The 17,886-nt window shown below is 50.4% G+C and carries 18 protein-coding genes; all 18 read left to right on the plus strand.

Annotation, left to right across the window (positions count from 1 at the left end):
* Positions 1-5 precede the first annotated feature (5 nt).
* The 18 genes from fliD to fliP all read left to right on the plus strand — a co-directional run bounded on the left by fliD (position 6) and on the right by fliP (position 17,878).
* The gene (gene fliD / locus K6Q96_RS03975) at positions 6-1,376 is read left to right on the plus strand and encodes a flagellar filament capping protein FliD (RefSeq protein WP_251877963.1); all 1,371 of its coding nucleotides are present in this window, start codon (positions 6-8) and stop codon (positions 1,374-1,376) included.
* Between the two features lie 11 nt (positions 1,377-1,387).
* Positions 1,388-1,681, plus strand: a complete 294-nt coding sequence (locus tag K6Q96_RS03980) for a hypothetical protein (RefSeq protein ID WP_251877965.1) — start codon at positions 1,388-1,390, stop codon at positions 1,679-1,681.
* Between the two features lie 12 nt (positions 1,682-1,693).
* On the plus strand, positions 1,694-2,098 hold the full coding sequence (gene fliS, locus K6Q96_RS03985) for a flagellar export chaperone FliS (RefSeq protein WP_251877967.1): 405 nt from the start codon (positions 1,694-1,696) through the stop codon (positions 2,096-2,098).
* A gap of 172 nt (positions 2,099-2,270) precedes the next feature.
* Positions 2,271-3,746 carry a sigma-54 dependent transcriptional regulator gene (locus K6Q96_RS03990; RefSeq protein ID WP_251877969.1) on the plus strand — a complete coding sequence of 492 codons (1,476 nt, stop codon included), beginning with the start codon at positions 2,271-2,273 and terminating at the stop codon, positions 3,744-3,746.
* Positions 3,747-3,923: 177 nt separating this feature from the next.
* Positions 3,924-4,973, plus strand: coding sequence for a sensor histidine kinase (locus tag K6Q96_RS03995; RefSeq protein WP_251877971.1), 1,050 nt, complete (start codon positions 3,924-3,926; stop codon positions 4,971-4,973).
* Positions 4,970-6,376 carry a sigma-54-dependent transcriptional regulator gene (locus tag K6Q96_RS04000; protein ID WP_251877973.1) on the plus strand — a complete coding sequence of 469 codons (1,407 nt, stop codon included), beginning with the start codon at positions 4,970-4,972 and terminating at the stop codon, positions 6,374-6,376. Before K6Q96_RS03995 ends, K6Q96_RS04000 begins: the two co-directional genes overlap by 4 nt.
* Before the next feature lie 126 nt (positions 6,377-6,502).
* Positions 6,503-6,814 (plus strand): flagellar hook-basal body complex protein FliE, encoded by a 312-nt coding sequence (gene fliE, locus K6Q96_RS04005; RefSeq protein WP_002537874.1) that lies wholly within the window; start codon positions 6,503-6,505, stop codon positions 6,812-6,814.
* A gap of 15 nt (positions 6,815-6,829) precedes the next feature.
* On the plus strand, positions 6,830-8,590 hold the full coding sequence (gene fliF, locus K6Q96_RS04010) for a flagellar basal-body MS-ring/collar protein FliF (RefSeq protein WP_251877974.1): 1,761 nt from the start codon (positions 6,830-6,832) through the stop codon (positions 8,588-8,590).
* Entirely contained in the window at positions 8,583-9,623 is a 1,041-nt protein-coding gene (gene fliG / locus K6Q96_RS04015; RefSeq protein ID WP_251877976.1) for a flagellar motor switch protein FliG, read from the plus strand. The genes fliF and fliG overlap by 8 nt, the downstream gene beginning before the upstream one ends.
* A gap of 59 nt (positions 9,624-9,682) precedes the next feature.
* Positions 9,683-10,702: a flagellar assembly protein FliH gene (fliH, locus tag K6Q96_RS04020; RefSeq protein ID WP_251877978.1), complete on the plus strand. Its 1,020-nt coding sequence runs from the start codon at positions 9,683-9,685 to the stop codon at positions 10,700-10,702.
* Positions 10,686-12,002, plus strand: coding sequence for a flagellar protein export ATPase FliI (gene fliI, locus K6Q96_RS04025; protein ID WP_251877979.1), 1,317 nt, complete (start codon positions 10,686-10,688; stop codon positions 12,000-12,002). The genes fliH and fliI overlap by 17 nt, the downstream gene beginning before the upstream one ends.
* 7 nt (positions 12,003-12,009) lie before the next feature.
* Positions 12,010-12,456 (plus strand): flagellar export protein FliJ, encoded by a 447-nt coding sequence (gene fliJ / locus K6Q96_RS04030; RefSeq protein WP_251877981.1) that lies wholly within the window; start codon positions 12,010-12,012, stop codon positions 12,454-12,456.
* Positions 12,457-12,548: 92 nt separating this feature from the next.
* A complete protein-coding gene (locus K6Q96_RS04035; RefSeq protein ID WP_251877983.1) occupies positions 12,549-14,498 on the plus strand; it encodes a flagellar hook-length control protein FliK in 1,950 nt (649 codons plus the stop codon).
* 65 nt (positions 14,499-14,563) lie between these two features.
* Complete coding sequence (fliL, locus tag K6Q96_RS04040; RefSeq protein ID WP_062662987.1) at positions 14,564-15,061, plus strand: flagellar basal body-associated protein FliL; 498 nt, start codon at positions 14,564-14,566, stop codon at positions 15,059-15,061.
* Positions 15,062-15,068: 7 nt separating this feature from the next.
* A complete protein-coding gene (gene fliM, locus K6Q96_RS04045; RefSeq protein ID WP_251877985.1) occupies positions 15,069-16,133 on the plus strand; it encodes a flagellar motor switch protein FliM in 1,065 nt (354 codons plus the stop codon).
* Between the two features lie 21 nt (positions 16,134-16,154).
* Positions 16,155-16,544: a flagellar motor switch protein FliN gene (gene fliN / locus K6Q96_RS04050; RefSeq protein WP_005506661.1), complete on the plus strand. Its 390-nt coding sequence runs from the start codon at positions 16,155-16,157 to the stop codon at positions 16,542-16,544.
* A 121-nt stretch (positions 16,545-16,665) separates the two neighbouring features.
* Positions 16,666-17,055 (plus strand): flagellar biosynthetic protein FliO, encoded by a 390-nt coding sequence (gene fliO / locus K6Q96_RS04055; RefSeq protein WP_251877986.1) that lies wholly within the window; start codon positions 16,666-16,668, stop codon positions 17,053-17,055.
* Entirely contained in the window at positions 17,045-17,878 is an 834-nt protein-coding gene (fliP, locus tag K6Q96_RS04060) for a flagellar type III secretion system pore protein FliP (protein ID WP_251879583.1), read from the plus strand. The genes fliO and fliP overlap by 11 nt, the downstream gene beginning before the upstream one ends.
* Positions 17,879-17,886 lie beyond the last annotated feature (8 nt).

A 17,886-nucleotide genomic window follows, 5' to 3' on the forward strand; every position in this document is an offset into this window, starting at 1 on the left:
GAAAAATGGGTTTAAGCGCAACGGGCCTTGGCAGTGGCATGGACATCAACTCCATGGTCAGCAAAATTGTTGAAGCTGAGCGTGCGCCTAAACAGGAGCGAATCGTTAAGGGCCTGAACGATGTTGAAACTAACATCAGCGCCTACGGTAGACTCAAAACTTCCCTCGATACGATGAAAGGCTTGATGTATGACTTTCGCCGTAACAATACCTTCGCGGCGCGGAGTACAGTTTCAAACAACGAAGAAGCTGTCTCCGCATCCGCTGACCACCAAGCCGTTACCGGCGTTTACTCCATCGACGTACGGCAACTCGCGCAGTCCCACAAACTGGTTTCTGACGGTTTAGATTCCAAAGCTGATTTTGGCGCAGGGCAAATCACGCTGAGTCTGGGCGGTCGAACCACCACCATCGATATCGACGCGAACAACAGTTCACTGCTCGATATTGTGCGCACCATCAACAGCAGTGCGAATAATCCAGGTATCAAAGCGTCTGTGATCAACGACGACAGCGGTGCGCGATTGATCCTCGGTGGTGATAAAACAGGTATAGATAACCAAATTTCCGTTAGTGTGAATGCGCCGGTAACGTCACCGCTGCAGGCACTGGCCTACGACCCTGCCAGTCCAACTAATTCGATGAATGAGATGCAGGCGGCTTTGGACGCCCGCATCCTGATTGACGGACTGGCATCGGTTTCCAGCGATACCAACACGTTTTCTGACGCCATTCGTGGTGTCGAGATTGAAGTATCCCAACTGACGTCTCCTTCAGATGGCCCTGTTATTGTCACAGTAGACGAAGACAGAGACACAGTGAAAGCGTCGCTCGAAGAGTTCGTTGATGCTTACAACGCTTTCTATCAAGTGACCAAAGCGCTGTCTAAGTACGACCCGGAAACCCAGCAGGGTGGCCCATTGGTTGGCGACAGCGTGATCCGTTCAGCGGTTAACCAAATGCGTTCGTTGTTTTCTACACCAATTGAAGGCGCTCCGGATTCACTGAAAACACTCAGTGAGCTCGGTATCTCCACCACGATGGATGGACGTCTGGAAATCAACTACAACCTGTTGGACAAACAACTGACGCGTAACTATGGCGCGTTAGAAGGTTTCTTCGGTGGCAATCAGGGCTTTGCCCGAAAAGTAGAAGAAACAGTGCAGAATTTTACCGGGGTGGGTGGTGCAATCCGTAACCGCGAGTCGAGCTTGGGTGACCAGCGAATTCGACTGCAAGATGAACAGGACAAACTGGATCGCCGAATGGAAGATTTGGAAAACCGCACCTTGAAGCAGTTTTCCGCCATGGATAATGCGATGGCTGAGATGCAATCTCAACTGTCCGCCATGATGAATATCATGCCGGCAATGTAAGTGAGATGACAATGCAAGCTTTGCTGTCCCAACTGTCAGAGATTGATGAACAGCTTCTGGCAGTACTGAATTCAGACCCTGTCGACTCCAGTGAGATGGCACGGTTATTGAATAATAGAAAACAATGTCTGGCAGAAATCACGATGTTGCCGGAAAAGCCGGAACAAGCTGCATGGTCAAAGGCAATCGCCAGAACCGAGCAGTTATTTAGCCTTATAAAAGTACAGCGTGATAGTGCTGCAGCCCATGCCAGTCGTTTTAAGAAAGGGCGTCAGTCAGTGCAAATTTACAAAAAGTTCGAGTAGGTGAGGAATGTTATGAGAGGGTCACTTCAGGCCTACAAAAAAGTCTCAGTAGACAGCCAACTGAGTGCAGCATCACCACACAAGGTGATTCAAATGCTGATGGCGGGTGCTATTGAACGCTTGGTTCAGGGCAAAGCAGCAATGTTGCAAGGCGACGTTGCGGTGAAAGGTGAACGTCTGGGTAAGGCGCTGGATATTATCATCAGCCTACGTACTTGTTTGTCGATGGACGATGGTGGTGAAATTGCAACTAACCTTGATGCACTTTACGACTTTATGATCCGTCAAATTTCTGAGGCAAACCGAGACAACTTGGATGCACCCATCGATGATGTGATCGATATTTTACGAGAAATTAAATCAGCGTGGGATCAAATACCGGCTGAGTATCACAATATCACCTCTGCAGACGCATAAAATCGCGTAAGATTCACTACAATCTATTCTGTCTTGGCACTGGAGTCACAGCTTTATTGTGTCTCTGGTTGCCTTATACCAAGCAATAATTACAATAGCTGAATTATTCTGTTATTGGTGACATCCGTCGCGCCGATGACTTAGATAGTTTTAGGGCAGATATATCTCACACATGCAAGGTTTAACGAAGATTCTTGTTATCGAGGATGATGAAAAATTTCGTCACGATTTAGGCGTTATCTTGGAGTTTATTGGTGAGCAATACCTGCTATGTGCAACCACTGAGCTAAATGATTCGCACTGGAAGCAAGCCGAGGGTGCTTGTTTTCTGGGTAACATTCACTCACCACAGCGCTTCTCCCAAGTGCTGGATAGTTTGGCGATAAACAATCATATTCCTGTTATTGCACTTGCGAAACACAAAACGGAATTGTCTGGACTGCCAAATTTTGTCGGTGAGCTTGAGCTGCCACTAAATTATCCCCAACTTGCTGATGCACTCCGACACTGTCAGGAGTTTTCCGGCAAGCGTGCATTTAATATTCCTCAACTTAGCCGAAAAAATACGCTTTTCAGAAGCATGGTAGGTCGCAGTGAAGCGATTGCCGATGTTCGTCATCTTATTGAGCAAGTGGCAGGAACCGACGCCAGCGTTCTGATTCTGGGTGAATCCGGTACCGGTAAAGAAGTCGTTGCACGTAATATCCATTACCATTCGCAACGCGGAAAAGGCCCATTTGTGCCTGTAAACTGTGGTGCGATTCCACCTGAGCTGCTGGAAAGTGAGCTATTCGGTCATGAGAAAGGGGCATTTACTGGCGCAATTTCTGCGCGTAAAGGCCGTTTTGAGTTGGCTGAAGGCGGCACACTGTTCTTAGATGAAATTGGCGACATGCCTCAGCCGATGCAGGTTAAACTGCTTCGTGTGCTGCAAGAGCGTTGTTTTGAGCGTGTCGGCGGCAACAAGACCATTCAGGTTAATGTTCGTGTTGTGGCGGCCACACACCGCAATCTGGATGCCATGATTGAAGAAGGCTCATTCCGTGAAGACCTTTTCTATCGCCTGAACGTGTTCCCAATTGAAATGCCGGCACTGCGAGAACGTATTGAAGACACACCATTGCTGATTCAGGAATTGATGGCGCGTCTGGAAGCGGAAGGCGGGAATCAGGTTCATCTGACCCCACGTGCAATCAGCTCGCTGATGGAGCATGACTGGCCGGGTAATGTTCGTGAACTTGCGAACCTGATTGAGCGCATGGTCATTCTGTACCCAGGGCAAATGGTGGATGTGAACCGCTTACCGAAGAAGTATCGCTACAGTGATATTCCTGAATTCCAGCCTGAGACCTTGGGTGGCTTTGAATCCGAGGAAGATCTTGAACGCGATGCGCTTCATGCGGTGTTTGCGATGGACGAGCCGGAAGAAGAGATGCCAGGTTTCTCTAACCCTTCTCCCGCCGGGCTCCCGCCGGAAGGTGTTGACCTTAAAGCTTTGCTGGCTGATCTGGAAGTTGAAATGATTCGTCAGGCTTTGGAAGCGCAAATGGGCATTGTGGCGCGTGCAGCGGATATGCTGGGTATGCGACGCACGACACTGGTTGAGAAGATGCGTAAGTATGGTCTCAACAAAGAAGATATTACCTGATCGTAGTTGTCCGCCGTAATACGGAATTGATTGATATGAAAGCGAAGTCATTTTTTTGACTTCGCTTTTTTGTTCCTTTCTTATCTAGTTGACTGAAATTTAAGATATTAATAATTGGCACATTACCTGCTTAGAGCTATCTAGCGTCAGAAAAAGAGAGCTAAATAGTCGAGCATTATGGAAGCCAATCATTCTCCTTTGGGAACCGTTGATCAGCAGGTTCTGAGATACAAACAAGTATTAGATGTCATGCCAGCAGGCGTGATATTGCTGGATCCGTTCGGTCGTGTAGCGGAGGCCAACCCAGAGGCATTTCGTCTGCTCGGAACTCCGTTAACTCAAGAGCGTTGGGTTGATGTGATTAACCGCGCTTTCTCGCCCCGAGAAGATGACGGTCATGAAGTTTCGCTGCGTGACGGACGCAAAGTGAAGCTTAGTATTTCCGCTTCTGATTCCGGCCAGCTCATTATGATCACCGACATGACGGAAACCCGCCTTTTGCAATCGCGTGTTAGTGACCTCCAGCGACTGTCCTCGCTGGGTAAGATGGTTGCCTCGCTGGCGCATCAGGTGCGTACACCGCTTTCCAGTGCCTTGCTCTATGCGGCAAACCTTGGCGCGCCAAACCTTAATGAGCCCACCCGTAAGCGCTTTCAGATGAAGCTGGTGGATAGGCTTCACGATCTCGAAAAGCAGGTCAACGACATGCTGCTGTTTGCCAAAGGTGGCGACAACAAAGTCGTGAATACCTTTAGTCTCGAGCACTTGCTTAATGAATTCGAACCTATGGTCGAGGCTTTGGTGAGCAGTCAGCAAGTCGAGTTTGAAATCAACTGTGATGACGAATCTCATCAGCTGCTTGGGAACATGAATGCACTGGCGAGTGCATTGTCGAATCTGGTGGTTAATGCCATTCAAGTGGCGGGCAAAGGCTGCAAAATCGTTGTCGATGCCCGTGAGATTCAGGGTCAGCTGTTCCTGTCTGTGGCTGACAATGGTCCGGGTATTGCCCCAGAGCTACAAAGTAAGATTCTCGAACCTTTTTTCACAACGAGACAACAGGGCACAGGTCTTGGTCTCGCTGTTGTTCAAATGGTCTGCCATGCCCACAAAGGTAGGCTGACACTTCAATCTCAACCGGGCCAGGGTGCCTGTTTTACGCTCTGCCTACCAATGGCAGACAACTGCGATACCACGCAAGAAGAGGTATCAGGAGAAGCACAATGAATCAGAGCAAAGTACTTATCGTTGAAGATGATGAAGGCTTGCGTGAAGCCTTGGTGGATACCCTTGCACTTGCAGGTTACCAGTGGCTAGAAGCAGACAGCGCCGAGCAGGCTTTGTTGCTGTTGAAAAATGAAACGGTCGACATCGTGGTCTCTGACGTACAGATGGCAGGCATGGACGGCTTAGGGTTATTGAGAAACCTCAAACTGAATTATCCAAACCTGCCAGTGCTTCTGATGACAGCCTACGCCAATATTCAGGATGCCGTCGCTGCAATGAAAGAAGGCGCAATCGACTACATGGCAAAGCCTTTCGCACCGGAAGTGCTGCTGAACATGGTAAGTCGTTATGCGCCTGTAAAAGCAGACAACAGCGATGCCGTTGTGGCAGATCCGAAAAGCCAGGCGCTGATTGCTTTGGCGGATCGCGTGGCGAAAACCGATGCCAATGTGATGATCTTGGGTCCAAGCGGTTCAGGTAAAGAAGTCATGGCGCGTCATATTCACCGTCAGTCATTGCGTTCTGAAGGGGCTTTCGTTGCAATTAACTGTGCTGCGATTCCAGAAAACATGTTGGAAGCGACTCTGTTTGGTTACGAGAAAGGAGCCTTTACGGGTGCCGTTCAAGCATGCCCAGGCAAATTCGAACAGGCGCAGGGTGGTACCATTTTGCTAGATGAAATCAGTGAGATGGATTTGGCACTCCAAGCCAAACTGCTGCGTGTGCTTCAGGAGCGTGAAGTCGAACGCCTCGGTAGCCGTAAGAGCATCAAATTGGATGTGCGTGTATTGGCTACCAGTAACCGCGATCTTCGCCAATATGTTGAAGAAGGTAACTTCCGCGAAGACCTTTACTATCGCCTGAACGTTTTTCCAATTTCCTGGCTGCCTCTGTGCGAGCGGGCAGGAGATATTATTCCGCTTGCGGAACACCTGCTGAAACGCCATTGCTGCAAGCTTGGACAAGCGGTTCCTCAACTAACTCAGGGCGCTACCGAAAAACTGACACAGTACCGCTGGCCAGGTAACGTGCGTGAACTGGATAACGTCATGCAACGTGCGCTTATCCTTTGTCATCAAGGCGTGATTGAAGCTGGAGATATCCTTCTGGAAGGCGTCGACTGGCAGGATGCAGGTAGCCTCCAAAATCTGGTGTCCTCTAGCGAGATTGTACAGCCAGTGGTTCAGCCTCAAGCGGTACCACACCGCCCGGAATCAATCGTTGCCTCGGCGGATAGCTTGGGTAGTGAGCTTCGCGATCAAGAGTTTGCCATTATTCTGGAGACAATTCGTGCTTGCGAAGGCCGTCGTAAAGATGTAGCAGAGCGTCTCGGTATCAGCCCACGTACGCTTCGTTATAAGCTTGCCAAAATGCGTGATGCGGGTATCGACATTCCTCAGTGAAGCGATGCTTTTTGTTGAGTGAGTACGTTATAATATTTGGCTTAATAATTGCATAAATAGTAATCAGAAAGCCCAAAGAGCCCGGACTGACGGGAATTGCCAAAGTTTTGACAGCGAGGATGACCTATGAAAATTAACCCGATGCAGCATGAAATGCAGACCATGGCATTGGAAGCGCAGAACACGTCACGCGCTGCGACTGGTCAACAGGTCTCACAAGACTTTGGCGAACTTTTGTCAGGTGCCATCAACTCAGTGAATGGCATCCAAAAGACCTCCAGTGAACTGGCGACACGTTTTGATCAGGGTGACCGCAGTGTCAGCCTGTCAGACGTGATGATTGCACGCAACAAATCAAGCGTTGCATTCGAAGCGACTGTACAGACCCGCAACAAGCTGGTCGAAGCGTACAAAGAACTGATGAACATGCCTGTTTAATGTAGGACGTAACCTGTGGCGGAAGATAACGACAACACACAACTCGCCCTCAACGATGGTGCTGCGGCATTACCCGCCACCACGGATAGCGGATCTTCGCTTGCTGATCCGGATATGATGGAGCGTAATGTCACCCCAACCGGTCCGCTGGGTGGGATTGATATCGCGCGTCAACTCATCCTTGTCGCTGCCGTCGCCATTTGTATCTCCCTTGTTGTGTTGCTGTTTTTGTGGGTTCAGGAACCTGAGATGCGCCCACTGGGCACCTATGAAACAGAAGAACTGATCCCGGTGCTCGACCACCTTGACCAACAGAAAATCGACTACAAACTGGAAGGCAACACGATTCGTGTGCCTGCCAAAGATTACTCGACCATCAAACTAAATCTGAGCCGTGCAGGTCTGAACTCAGCCTCAGAGGAAGGTGATGACATTCTGATGCAGGACATGGGTTTTGGTGTATCCCAGCAACTTGAACGCGAGCGCCTCAAATTGAGTCGTGAGCGTCAGCTTGCAGCAGCCATTGAGAAAATCCGTGCAGTCAGTAAAGCCCGCGTACTGCTGGCAATGCCAAAACAGAGTGTATTTGTTCGCCATAATCAGGAGGCCTCGGCCACAGTGTTCCTGACCGTTCGTGGTAACACGCAACTGGGTCAGGAGGAAGTCGATTCTATTGTCGACATGGTGGCGTCTGCTGTGCCAAGCCTTAAACCTTCCCGTGTGACCGTAACAGACCAACATGGTCGTCTGCTGAGCTCGGGCAGTCAGGATCCAATGGCTTCACAGCGCCGCAAAGAATATGAACTTGAGCGTAAACAAGAACAGGCTTTGCGCGAGAAAATCGACGCTATTCTGATCCCTGTACTGGGTCTGGGTAACTACACCTCCCAGGTTGATGTCACCATGGACTTCAGTTCGATCGAGGAAACCCGCAAGCGTTTCGACCCTGCGACTTCTTCGACGCGAAGCGAATATACCCGTGAGAATTACAACAACACCGATTACGTAGCCGGTGTTCCGGGCGCACTCAGCAATCAACCACCGGTTGACTCTGCCATCCCTCAAGATGTGCAGGATCTGAAAAACGGCGGTGCTGGGGACAAAGGTTCATTAAGCCGCGAAGCGACCCGGAACTTTGAATTAGATACCACCATCAGTCATCGCCGCGGTCAGACTGGCACCATTGCCCGTCAAACCGTCTCTGTTGCTGTTGATTATATTTCTTCAACTAACCCGGAAAGCGGTGAAATCACCCGTACGCCAGTCGGTGATGCAGAGCTTGAGAAAATTCGCCGACTGCTCGTTGGCGGTGTGGGTTACGCTGAGAACCGTGGCGACATTCTGGAAGTGATTTCCGTACCGTTTGTCACGCCAGAAGAAGTGGCGCTGGGTGAAGTCCCTATCTGGGAACATCAGAACTTTAACGACTGGGTACGCTGGTTGGCTGCATCACTCGTTATCATCGTGGTGGTGCTGGTATTGATTCGCCCAGCCATGTCCAAACTTATCAACCCAGCAAAAGACGACGATGGCATGCTGGGACCAAACGGCGAGATGCTTGGACCAGACGGTTTGCCTCTCAGCCCGGATGACGATATTGGTCTGATTGGTGCAGAACTCGATGGTTCAAATGCCTTTGGTATGAGCTCATCGAATCTCAACCTGCCTGATCTCCACAAAGATGAAGACCTGCTCAAAGCAGTCAGGGCATTGGTTGCCAATGAACCTGATCTTGCTGCTCAGGTAGTGAAAAGCTGGGTAAGTAACGATGGCTAAAGACGATAAAGACGGCGCTGCGAGTGACTTTGACGTCTCGCAGCTATCAGGCATAGAAAGAGCCTCTATTCTCCTGCTTAGCCTGACTGAGCAGGATGCTGCGAGCATCATCCGACATTTGGAGCCTAAGCAGGTTCAGAAAGTAGGTGGTGCCATGACGCAGCTGTCAGATTTGAATCAGGACAAAGTGAATGCTGTTCATCGCGCGTTCCTCGAAGAAATTCAGGGTTATACCGCAATAGGTATGGGCAGTGAAGACTTCGTGCGCAATGCGCTGGTTGCTGCACTGGGTGAAGACAAGGCTAATAACCTGGTTGACCAAATTGTTCTGGGTAGTGGGTCAAAAGGTCTCGATTCACTCAAGTGGATGGATCCCCGTCAGGTGGCGTCCATCATCATTAACGAGCACCCTCAGATCCAGACTATCGTTCTCTCTTATCTGGAACCGGAACAATCAGCTGAGATTCTTACCCAGTTCGCGGAGCGTGATGCTCTTGATCTGGTGATGCGTATTGCCAACCTTGAAGAAGTTCAACCAGCAGCACTGCATGAGTTGAATGAAATCATGGAGAAACAGTTCGCAGGTCAAGCTGGTGCGCAGGCTGCGAAGATTGGTGGCTTGAAAGCAGCTGCAGATATCATGAACTACATGGACAACTCACTCGAGTCTGCACTGATGGAACAAATCGGTCAGACCGACGAAGAGATGGCATCGCAAATTCAGGATCTCATGTTCGTTTTCGACAACCTTGCCGACGTGGACGACCGCGGTATCCAGGCCATCCTCAAAGACGTGCCTCAAGAAGCATTGCTCAAAGCGCTCAAAGGTGCGGAAGAAGGCCTTCGCGACAAGATCCTTGGCAATATGTCGAAACGTGCGGCAGAAATGTTGCAGGACGACCTCGAAGCCATGGGCCCGATTCGCGTGGCAGATGTAGAAGCTGCGCAGAAAGAAATTCTTTCTGTGGCACGCAAGTTGGCCGATTCTGGCGAAATCATGCTGAGCAGTGGTGGTGCGGACGAGTTCTTGTAACTCTGCCACCTTTTTCAATTTCAACAACGCTTCAACACAGAGTTTTATAAGGTAGAAACATGAGCTTAGAGCGTCGTCGCGGATATATTCGTGCAAGCGAGCAGCCAGAAGGCGTTCTGGAGCGTTGGGATATTCCAAATTACGATCCGTCCAACGCGCCGCCGCGTGATACGGCGATGAATTACGATCCGGGCTGGGAACCTTCTGAGCTTCTCGAAGAAGATCAGGAGCCGGAGCTTGACCTTTCCATGCTTACCGCTGACTCGTTGGAGCAAATCCGCCAGTCTGCTGTTGAAGAGGGCATGGCAGAAGGCCGCGAAGCGGGCTTTACTGAAGGTAAAGAGGCTGGCTTTGAAGAAGGCAAAACAGAAGGATTCGAAGCGGGTAAAGAAGAAGGTTACCAGCAAAGCATGGAAGAGGGCCAGCAGCTGATTGAAAATCGCTGCCATCACCTGGATGCCATGCTTTCCAAACTTGCTTTCCCGTTGGAGCAGGTTGACCACCAAGTTCAGAATCAAGTGGTCGAATTGGTATTGCATCTTGCTAAAGCGGTGATTCAGACTGAAGTTCAAACTAACCCTCAGGTGATTTTAAACACCCTTCGCGAAGCCGTGAATGCGCTGCCAATGACCGGCCGTCAAATAACTATCTACCTCCACCCTGAAGATTTGGATGTGGTGACTACTGCTCACAGCATGGAGTCACTGCGCGATCGCGAATGGCGATTGATTGCTGAGCCAGCGATCAATCGAGGTGATATTCAGGTCGCATGCGGAGATTCTGTGGTGGATTACCGCATGGAAGATCGCATTCGTGAAATGTTGATCCGTTTTGCTGGGCAAAACATGACGAAAGAGCCTGAACCACCTGTTGATGGTTTGGGTTCGGATGTCCTTCTGGGGGCTGACAAAGTAGTGACAGGCGATATGCCTGAGCAGCCTGAGGAGCCTTCGTTTGAACCTCAGGATGAAGACGTAATCGCATCTGCTGCTGAGCCTGCACAAGATGCAGAATCTGCAGTCGAAGAAATCCCTGACGTAGATGTTCAGGCAGGAGATGACGATGGTCAGCCTGTCTGAGCGACTTGCCACGCTAAAAACCGATAATCTTTCCACGCGTCCGGTTGCCTCGGGCAAGCTGGTACGAGTCGTCGGTTTAACTCTGGAAGCCATTGGTTGTCGCGCCCCGGTTGGTAGCCTTTGTAAAGTCGAAACCCTCAACGGCACGATTGAAGCTGAAGTGGTGGGTTTTTCTGGTGAAACTCTGTATTTGATGCCAAGCGAGCAGATCTCCGGTGTGTTACCTGGGGCACGCGTGACTCCAATGGTTGGCGAACAAGGTATTCCTGTTGGCCTCGAATTGCTTGGTCGTGTGATTGATGGTGTTGGTAATCCTCTGGATGGTTTAGGGGATATCTTTACCGGACAAACGGCTCCTTTCACGCCTGCTGCTATCAACCCATTGGCAAGAAAGCCCATTGATACGCCATTGGATGTTGGCATCAAAGCCATTAATGGCCTGCTAACCGTAGGCAAAGGCCAACGTATTGGTCTGTTTGCTGGCTCCGGTGTCGGTAAATCGGTGACACTCGGCATGATGACGCGAGGCACGACTGCACAGGTGGTTGTGGTTGGCTTGATTGGTGAGCGTGGTCGTGAGGTTAAAGAGTTCATTGATGAAATCCTTGGTAAGGAAGGCCGTGAACGCTCCGTCGTGATTGCAGCGCCTGCCGATGCATCACCCTTGATGCGTTTGAAAGGATGTCAGACGGCACTCACTATCGCAGAGTTCTTCCGTGATCAGGGTCTGGATGTCCTGCTTCTCATGGACTCACTGACTCGATTCGCTCAGGCGCAGCGTGAAATTGCTTTGTCTGTTGGTGAGCCGCCTGCCACTAAAGGTTACCCGCCTTCAGTCTTCGCTAAATTGCCAGCGCTGGTTGAACGTGCTGGTAATGGTAACGAAGGGCAGGGCTCAATTACCGCATTTTTTACCGTCTTGACCGAAGGCGATGATCTGCAGGACCCGATTGCAGATGCTGCACGAGCGATTCTCGATGGTCATATCGTGCTTTCCCGCGAAATGGCAGATGCCGGGCACTATCCGGCGATCGACGTTGAACGCTCTGTGAGTCGCGTGATGCCAAATATCGTGAATGATGAGCATATGCTGATGGCGCGTGCGGTGCGGCAAGTGCTTTCCGTCTGCCGTAAAAATCAGGATTTGGTGTCAATCGGTGCGTATAAACCGGGCACCGATCAGGCGATTGACCAAGCATTCACCCTCAAGCCACGTTTGGATATGTACCTGCAACAGGGTATGAAAGACGTGGTGCCGTATGACATGTGCGTCAACATGCTGCGTTCGACCCTCCAATAGGTGAATCATGTCAGAAGCAGCAATGAACCTTCTTATCGACCAAGCTAAAGAGCAGGAGCATCAGGCGCATTTGGCTCTGGTTGCCGCTCAGCAGGAGCTGCAAAGCTACTATGTCCAGGTCGAGCAAATTGAGCGATATCGTTTGGACTACTTTCGCCAGATGTCCGAGCGTGGACAGGCTGGTTTGAGCGCCAGTAGCTATGGCCACCTTAACCGCTTTATCGTCCAACTTGATGAAACACTGGCAAAACAGCGCCAGGCGGCAATGGATTTTGAAGACAATGTTGAGCAGTGCCGCGAGCATTGGCAACAATGTCGTCAAAAGACCAAGTCGCTGGAGTGGCTGGTTGAAAAGCGCCAGAAGGAAGCAAAAATGCGGGCTGAACGTCTGGAGCAAAAGCAGATGGATGAGTTCGCCACCTTGATATACACCCGTCAGAAATCCTCGTTCTAGTATTTTGGCCTAATAATTGCTTTTACCTTTCTAACACGTTGCCGGACAAGGTTTCCGGCGTTAAACGACAAAGAATCTGAAGCGGGATAATTATGAGCCAAACCAGTTTCTTACTTTCCGGTTTATCAAACAGCAAAGCGCCAATGGGCGAAGGCAAAGCTGTCATGTCTCCAGAAGTGTCTGAAAGTGAAGGAGAAGGTTTCTTCGCTCAACTGGCACAGCTGGTTTCTGGTGACGGTGAAGCCGAAGCCGTGTCAGGTGAAAAAGCCGTTGCTACAGAAGGCGATGCTGCCAGTGAAAAGGCAATTAATGCCGCATTGACAAAATCACTGGCAAGCGCTGAAGGTGAAGATGCCGAAAAGTTGGCGCTGGATGAAGGAATTTTTGACGCAGATGGTGAAGAAGTCGCCGTTAAGCCTGCTATTGATGGTAAGTCAGATGCTGAAGTCCTGAAAGCCACAAAAGCGATTGATAGTGGTGATGAAAGTATCGCGAATCGCCAACAGGTTGCTAAACAGGACGGTGAAGTCCTGCTTCAACGATTGAATGAATCCAATCAAGTGCTTCAGACCAAGCCAGAAGAGGCTTCACCAGAGCTGAAAGTGGCCCAGGTAGAAGCAGTAAAGGCTGATGGCAAAAGCTTGCCGCAACAAGCCAAGAACAGTGAAGCCTTGCCTGAAGAGGTAAAAGCCGCACTGGCATTGCAGGCTCAGGCACCGAAAGCAGAACTAAAAGCCGCTACCCGTCAATCTGACGGAAAGCTCCCCTCTGATATGGCTAAGCCTCCTTTGGATAAGGCAGTGGAAGCCGAAGTAGATGCTTTGCTTTCCAAGCCTGTTAACCTTCTGACTGACGAAGAAAAGCTTGTTATCCAGCAACTGATCGTCACAGCGGAAAAAGGCTCTCTGGATGTGTTACCTGAAAGTGGTGTCACACAAGCGGGAACGAAACCTTTGAGCGACGCAGAGCTGATTGCCGCAGTGGATGCCCTTCGTGCATCGACAGCACAAGAAATACAACCTGACACACCGACTGTTGCAGCGCCGGTAATGGCTCAGGCAGCTTCAATGGTAGCGGCAAATGGTGACGTGGAAATCACACCAGAAATGATGGCGAAAGCAAGTCAGTCTCCGGAGTGGGCGGGAACAAAAGCGCAGCAGGATATGATGATGCGAGCCCAAATGGCTGCAGCATCGACAATGAATGGTGAGCCAGATAAAGCACTTGCGGCAGAACTGCAGGCGAAAGGGCTAATCCCCACTGCTCAGGCAAACATGAGTCAAGCCGCCTCTGCGGTTCAGGCGGCAGTGAATCCGCAAACCCAGCCAACGACTCCAATGTCAGCGTTTGCCGCTATACCTTGGACGCCAGCGGCAATGCAAAATGGCGCTAATCAACCTCAACCTGCGGCAAGTCAGGCTGTGTTAGAAGCCACTGCAGCTCAGCAGCCGACAGAAACAACTCGCCCGGGCACTGAAGTAAAAGCCGATCATTTGGCACAACAACTGGCATCTAGCTTTGGTCAGCAAGCAGGTGCAACCGCAGCTAAACTTGATGCCGCAGCTGCACAGACGCCGTTGCAAATGAGTCAGAACCAGACAGAAGCGGCGAATGCCTTGTCTGAACGCGTCAACATGATGATGTCGAAAAACCTCAAGCATGTTGATATTCGCCTCGACCCGCCAGAGCTTGGCAGGCTGCAAATCAAACTGTCAGTAAACAGCGATCAGGCATCAGTGCAGTTTACGGTAGCGAATCAGGCGGCGAGAGATCTGGTGGAACAGTCCATGCCACGTCTTCGTGAAATGATGCAGCAACAAGGCCTGCAACTGGCGCAGTCTTCGGTACAGCATCAAGATTCAGGTGGCAGACAGTCTTTTGCCGGGAACCAAGCCCAACAAGGTGAAGGTCAGGGCGGACAGAACGGACAAGGTCATTCCTCCGGGTTTGGACGAGGCGATGAACAAGACGCAGATCACTCTGTGACAAACCATGATCTCTACGTCAACACACCAAAAGATCGTGTTGACTATTATGCTTAATGTAGCATTCTTGCTGCGCTTGTTTTGAAACTGGAAATCGAATTAAACCCTAACTGAGGTGAATCATGGCAGATGAAGATATTGAAGCTGGCGGCGGTGGTGGCGGTAAAAAGAAACTGATCATTATCATCGTGGCGGCAGTGTTGTTACTCGGCGGTGGTGCAGGTGCTTTCTTCTTCCTGATGGGCGGCGATAGCGCGCCGCAGGAAGATATCGTGATTGAAGAGCCTGAACCGGTGAACCTTCAAGCTATTTACGTTACGTTGCCGCAGCCTTTTGTGTTTAACGTAACTGGCGACATGCAACAGCGGTTAGTACAGGTAAAAGTGCAGCTGATGGTGCGTGGCGATCAAAATGAGACATTGGCGAAGCAGAATTTACCTCTGGTTGAACATAGCCTTCTGACAACGTTCGGGGCTGCAACCGTTGAGCAACTGCGCACGCCGCAAGGACAGGTGGAAGTCCGCAAGCAGGCTGTCGATACCGTTCAGGCTGCAATGGAAAAAGTCACCGGCAAAACAGTGGTTGAGCGGGTGTTATTTACTGGCTTTGTAATGCAATAGGTGCAATGTGACCGATCTCCTCAGTCAAGACGAAATTGATGCGCTTCTTCATGGTGTAGACGACGTTGAAGAAGAGGAACAGGATTCCGGCAGCGGCGGTGGCGGCGATATCGCCTCGGCCTCGAATTTTGACTTCTCCTCACAAGACCGTATCGTCCGTGGGCGAATGCCCACCCTGGAGCTGATAAACGAGCGATTCGCACGACATATGCGCATCAGCTTGTTTAATATGCTGCGCAAAACGGCTGAAGTGTCAATTAACGGCGTACAGATGGTGAAGTTTGGCGAATACCAAAACACACTATTTGTACCGACCAGTTTGAACATGGTTCGCTTCCGCCCGCTGAAAGGTACCGCACTGGTGACAATGGAAGCGCGCCTTGTGTTCATCTTGGTAGAGAATTTCTTTGGCGGTGATGGCCGATTCCATGCGCGTATCGAAGGCCGTGAATTCACCCCAACTGAGCGTCGTGTCATTCAAATGCTGCTTAAGCTGATATTTGAAGACTACAAAGACGCTTGGGCGCCGGTCATGAAGGTTGAGTTCGAATACCTCGACTCTGAAGTGAATCCGGCTATGGCGAATATTGTGAGCCCGACAGAAGTGATTGTTGTGAGCTCGTTCCACATCGAACTTGATGGTGGTGGTGGTGACTTCCACGTAGTCATGCCTTACTCCATGGTTGAGCCAATCCGTGAATTGCTCGATGCCGGTATCCAGAGTGACAAGATGGATACTGACAAGCGCTGGTCGAAAGCGCTGCAAGACGAGGTAATGGATGTGGAAGTGGGATTGACAGCCAAATTGCTGGAAACGTCTCTGTCGCTGCGCGATTTGATGGAATTGGAAGCGGGTGATGTGATCCCCGTAAAAATGCCGGATGCCTGTACTGTTTACATCGAAGATTTGCCGACATTCCGCGGTAAGATGGGACAGTCAAACGACAATCTGGCAATAAAGATTACTGACAAGCTCAAACGTCCTGAAGTGATGAAGAGTGATGTCACCCTGTTGGAAGACGACCCGATTGAGCTGCTCGAAGATTTGAGTGACAAAGAATCGGATGAATAACTAATACGTTGGTAGATAATCATGAGTGATGTAGAAGACGATTGGGCTGCAGCGCTTGCCGAACAGGCTGAAGTAGAAGGCGGTGATGACGTACAGACTGCCCCGCTGGATGAGCTGGTGGATGAAACGCCGCCAATCAACGCGGATGAAGCCCGGAAGCTGGATGCGATTCTTGATATTCCGGTAACGATTTCCATGGAAGTGGGCCGTACCAATATCAACATTCGTAACCTGCTTCAATTGAACCAGGGCTCGGTCGTCGAGCTGGACCGTCTGGCGGGTGAGTCGCTGGATGTACTGGTGAATGGTACTCTGATCGCCCACGGTGAAGTTGTTGTGGTAAACGACAAATTTGGTATCCGACTCACTGACGTAATTAGCCAAACAGAACGAATCAAAAAGCTACGTTAACGACAAACTCTTTACTTGCTTTATTGAAGACGCCTGCCGCTTTGCGGTGGGCGTTTTTTTAGGCCTGGATTTTGCTTAATGGGGTGTATTACCCGAAAACACAGGCTGAGAAAGAGAGTTCATGGTATTCCTGCGACGAGCTGCAATTGGATTGATGTTTGCCCCAAGCGCCTACGCGGCCGCACCGGATGGTCAAGACCTGGCGACGACTCTTGGAGCGTTAGTGCTGGTGATTGGTGTGATTTTCGGCTTGGCCTGGGCGCTCAAACGCATGCAGGTGCCTTCGCTGATGGGGGCGAAATCTGGTCTTAGAGTGGTTAGCCAGCTTCCTTTGGGCCAGAAAGAACGTGTTGTGGTGCTCGATGTAAATGGTGAACAGGTACTCGTTGGTGTCACGTCCCAGCAAATCACACTGATAAAATCGTTGGAAAACCCGATTACTGATTCGGAATCCACGAAATCTTTCTCTTCCCAATTCAACCAAATCCTGAAGAAAAATGATGCGTCTTAAATCCGTCACTGCCATTTTTCTGGCGCTTTGCTGCTTTTTTGTCCCCCCATTTGCACTGGCTGAAGAAGAGCCAGCGCCAGCGTCAGAAACTATTACTGAAACCCTGATTAACGATGCGGGTGAAGCCTCGATGATCCAGGCACGAAATGGTGGTGGCATTCCAGCACTGACCATGACCGTAAACCCGGATGGCAGCGAGGACTACTCGGTCACTTTGCAGATCTTGGCGTTGATGACGGCGCTTGGCTTCCTGCCAGCGATCGTTATTCTGATGACTTCGTTTACCCGTATCGTGGTTGTGATGGCCATTCTGCGTCAGGCCATGGGTCTGCAGCAGACGCCATCAAACCAGGTGATCATCGGTATCGCCATGTTCCTGACCTTCTTCATCATGTCGCCTGTGATTGATCGAATGAATGTCGCGGCGGTTCAACCTTATCTCAATGAGGAAATTACTGCCCGCGAAGCGTTTGACCGCGTTCAGGTACCATTGCGTGAGTTTATGTTGCAACAGACAAGAGTTAAAGATCTCGAAACCTTTGTGAACATGTCTGGCTCGCAAGTGACAGAAGCGGAAGAAGTACCGATGACAGTGCTTATCCCTGCATTTATTACGTCAGAGCTAAAAACTGCCTTTCAGATAGGCTTTATGCTGTTCCTGCCGTTTTTGATTATCGATCTCGTGGTGGCCTCGGTACTGATGGCGATGGGTATGATGATGCTCTCGCCAATGATCGTGTCTTTGCCATTTAAGCTGATGTTGTTTGTGCTGGTGGACGGTTGGAACCTTATCCTATCGACCCTCGCAGGCAGTTTCGGGTAGGAGTGAGT

It is taken from the genome of Grimontia kaedaensis, assembly GCF_023746615.1.
In the GTDB taxonomy this organism is placed as follows: Bacteria; Pseudomonadota; Gammaproteobacteria; order Enterobacterales; family Vibrionaceae; genus Enterovibrio; species Enterovibrio kaedaensis.

What these genes read in the sequence shown, in the direction of transcription:
- fliD (WP_251877963.1), top strand. Translation starts at nt 6, where the DNA reads ATGGGTTTAAGCGCAACGGGCCTTGGCAGTGGCATGGACATCAACTCC.
- K6Q96_RS03980 (WP_251877965.1), top strand. Translation starts at nt 1,388, where the DNA reads ATGCAAGCTTTGCTGTCCCAACTGTCAGAGATTGATGAACAGCTTCTG.
- fliS (WP_251877967.1), top strand. Translation starts at nt 1,694, where the DNA reads ATGAGAGGGTCACTTCAGGCCTACAAAAAAGTCTCAGTAGACAGCCAA.
- K6Q96_RS03990 (WP_251877969.1), top strand. Translation starts at nt 2,271, where the DNA reads ATGCAAGGTTTAACGAAGATTCTTGTTATCGAGGATGATGAAAAATTT.
- K6Q96_RS03995 (WP_251877971.1), top strand. Translation starts at nt 3,924, where the DNA reads ATGGAAGCCAATCATTCTCCTTTGGGAACCGTTGATCAGCAGGTTCTG.
- K6Q96_RS04000 (WP_251877973.1), top strand. Translation starts at nt 4,970, where the DNA reads ATGAATCAGAGCAAAGTACTTATCGTTGAAGATGATGAAGGCTTGCGT.
- fliE (WP_002537874.1), top strand. Translation starts at nt 6,503, where the DNA reads ATGAAAATTAACCCGATGCAGCATGAAATGCAGACCATGGCATTGGAA.
- fliG (WP_251877976.1), top strand. Translation starts at nt 8,583, where the DNA reads ATGGCTAAAGACGATAAAGACGGCGCTGCGAGTGACTTTGACGTCTCG.
- fliH (WP_251877978.1), top strand. Translation starts at nt 9,683, where the DNA reads ATGAGCTTAGAGCGTCGTCGCGGATATATTCGTGCAAGCGAGCAGCCA.
- fliI (WP_251877979.1), top strand. Translation starts at nt 10,686, where the DNA reads ATGGTCAGCCTGTCTGAGCGACTTGCCACGCTAAAAACCGATAATCTT.
- fliJ (WP_251877981.1), top strand. Translation starts at nt 12,010, where the DNA reads ATGTCAGAAGCAGCAATGAACCTTCTTATCGACCAAGCTAAAGAGCAG.
- K6Q96_RS04035 (WP_251877983.1), top strand. Translation starts at nt 12,549, where the DNA reads ATGAGCCAAACCAGTTTCTTACTTTCCGGTTTATCAAACAGCAAAGCG.
- fliL (WP_062662987.1), top strand. Translation starts at nt 14,564, where the DNA reads ATGGCAGATGAAGATATTGAAGCTGGCGGCGGTGGTGGCGGTAAAAAG.
- fliN (WP_005506661.1), top strand. Translation starts at nt 16,155, where the DNA reads ATGAGTGATGTAGAAGACGATTGGGCTGCAGCGCTTGCCGAACAGGCT.
- fliO (WP_251877986.1), top strand. Translation starts at nt 16,666, where the DNA reads ATGGTATTCCTGCGACGAGCTGCAATTGGATTGATGTTTGCCCCAAGC.
- fliP (WP_251879583.1), top strand. Translation starts at nt 17,045, where the DNA reads ATGCGTCTTAAATCCGTCACTGCCATTTTTCTGGCGCTTTGCTGCTTT.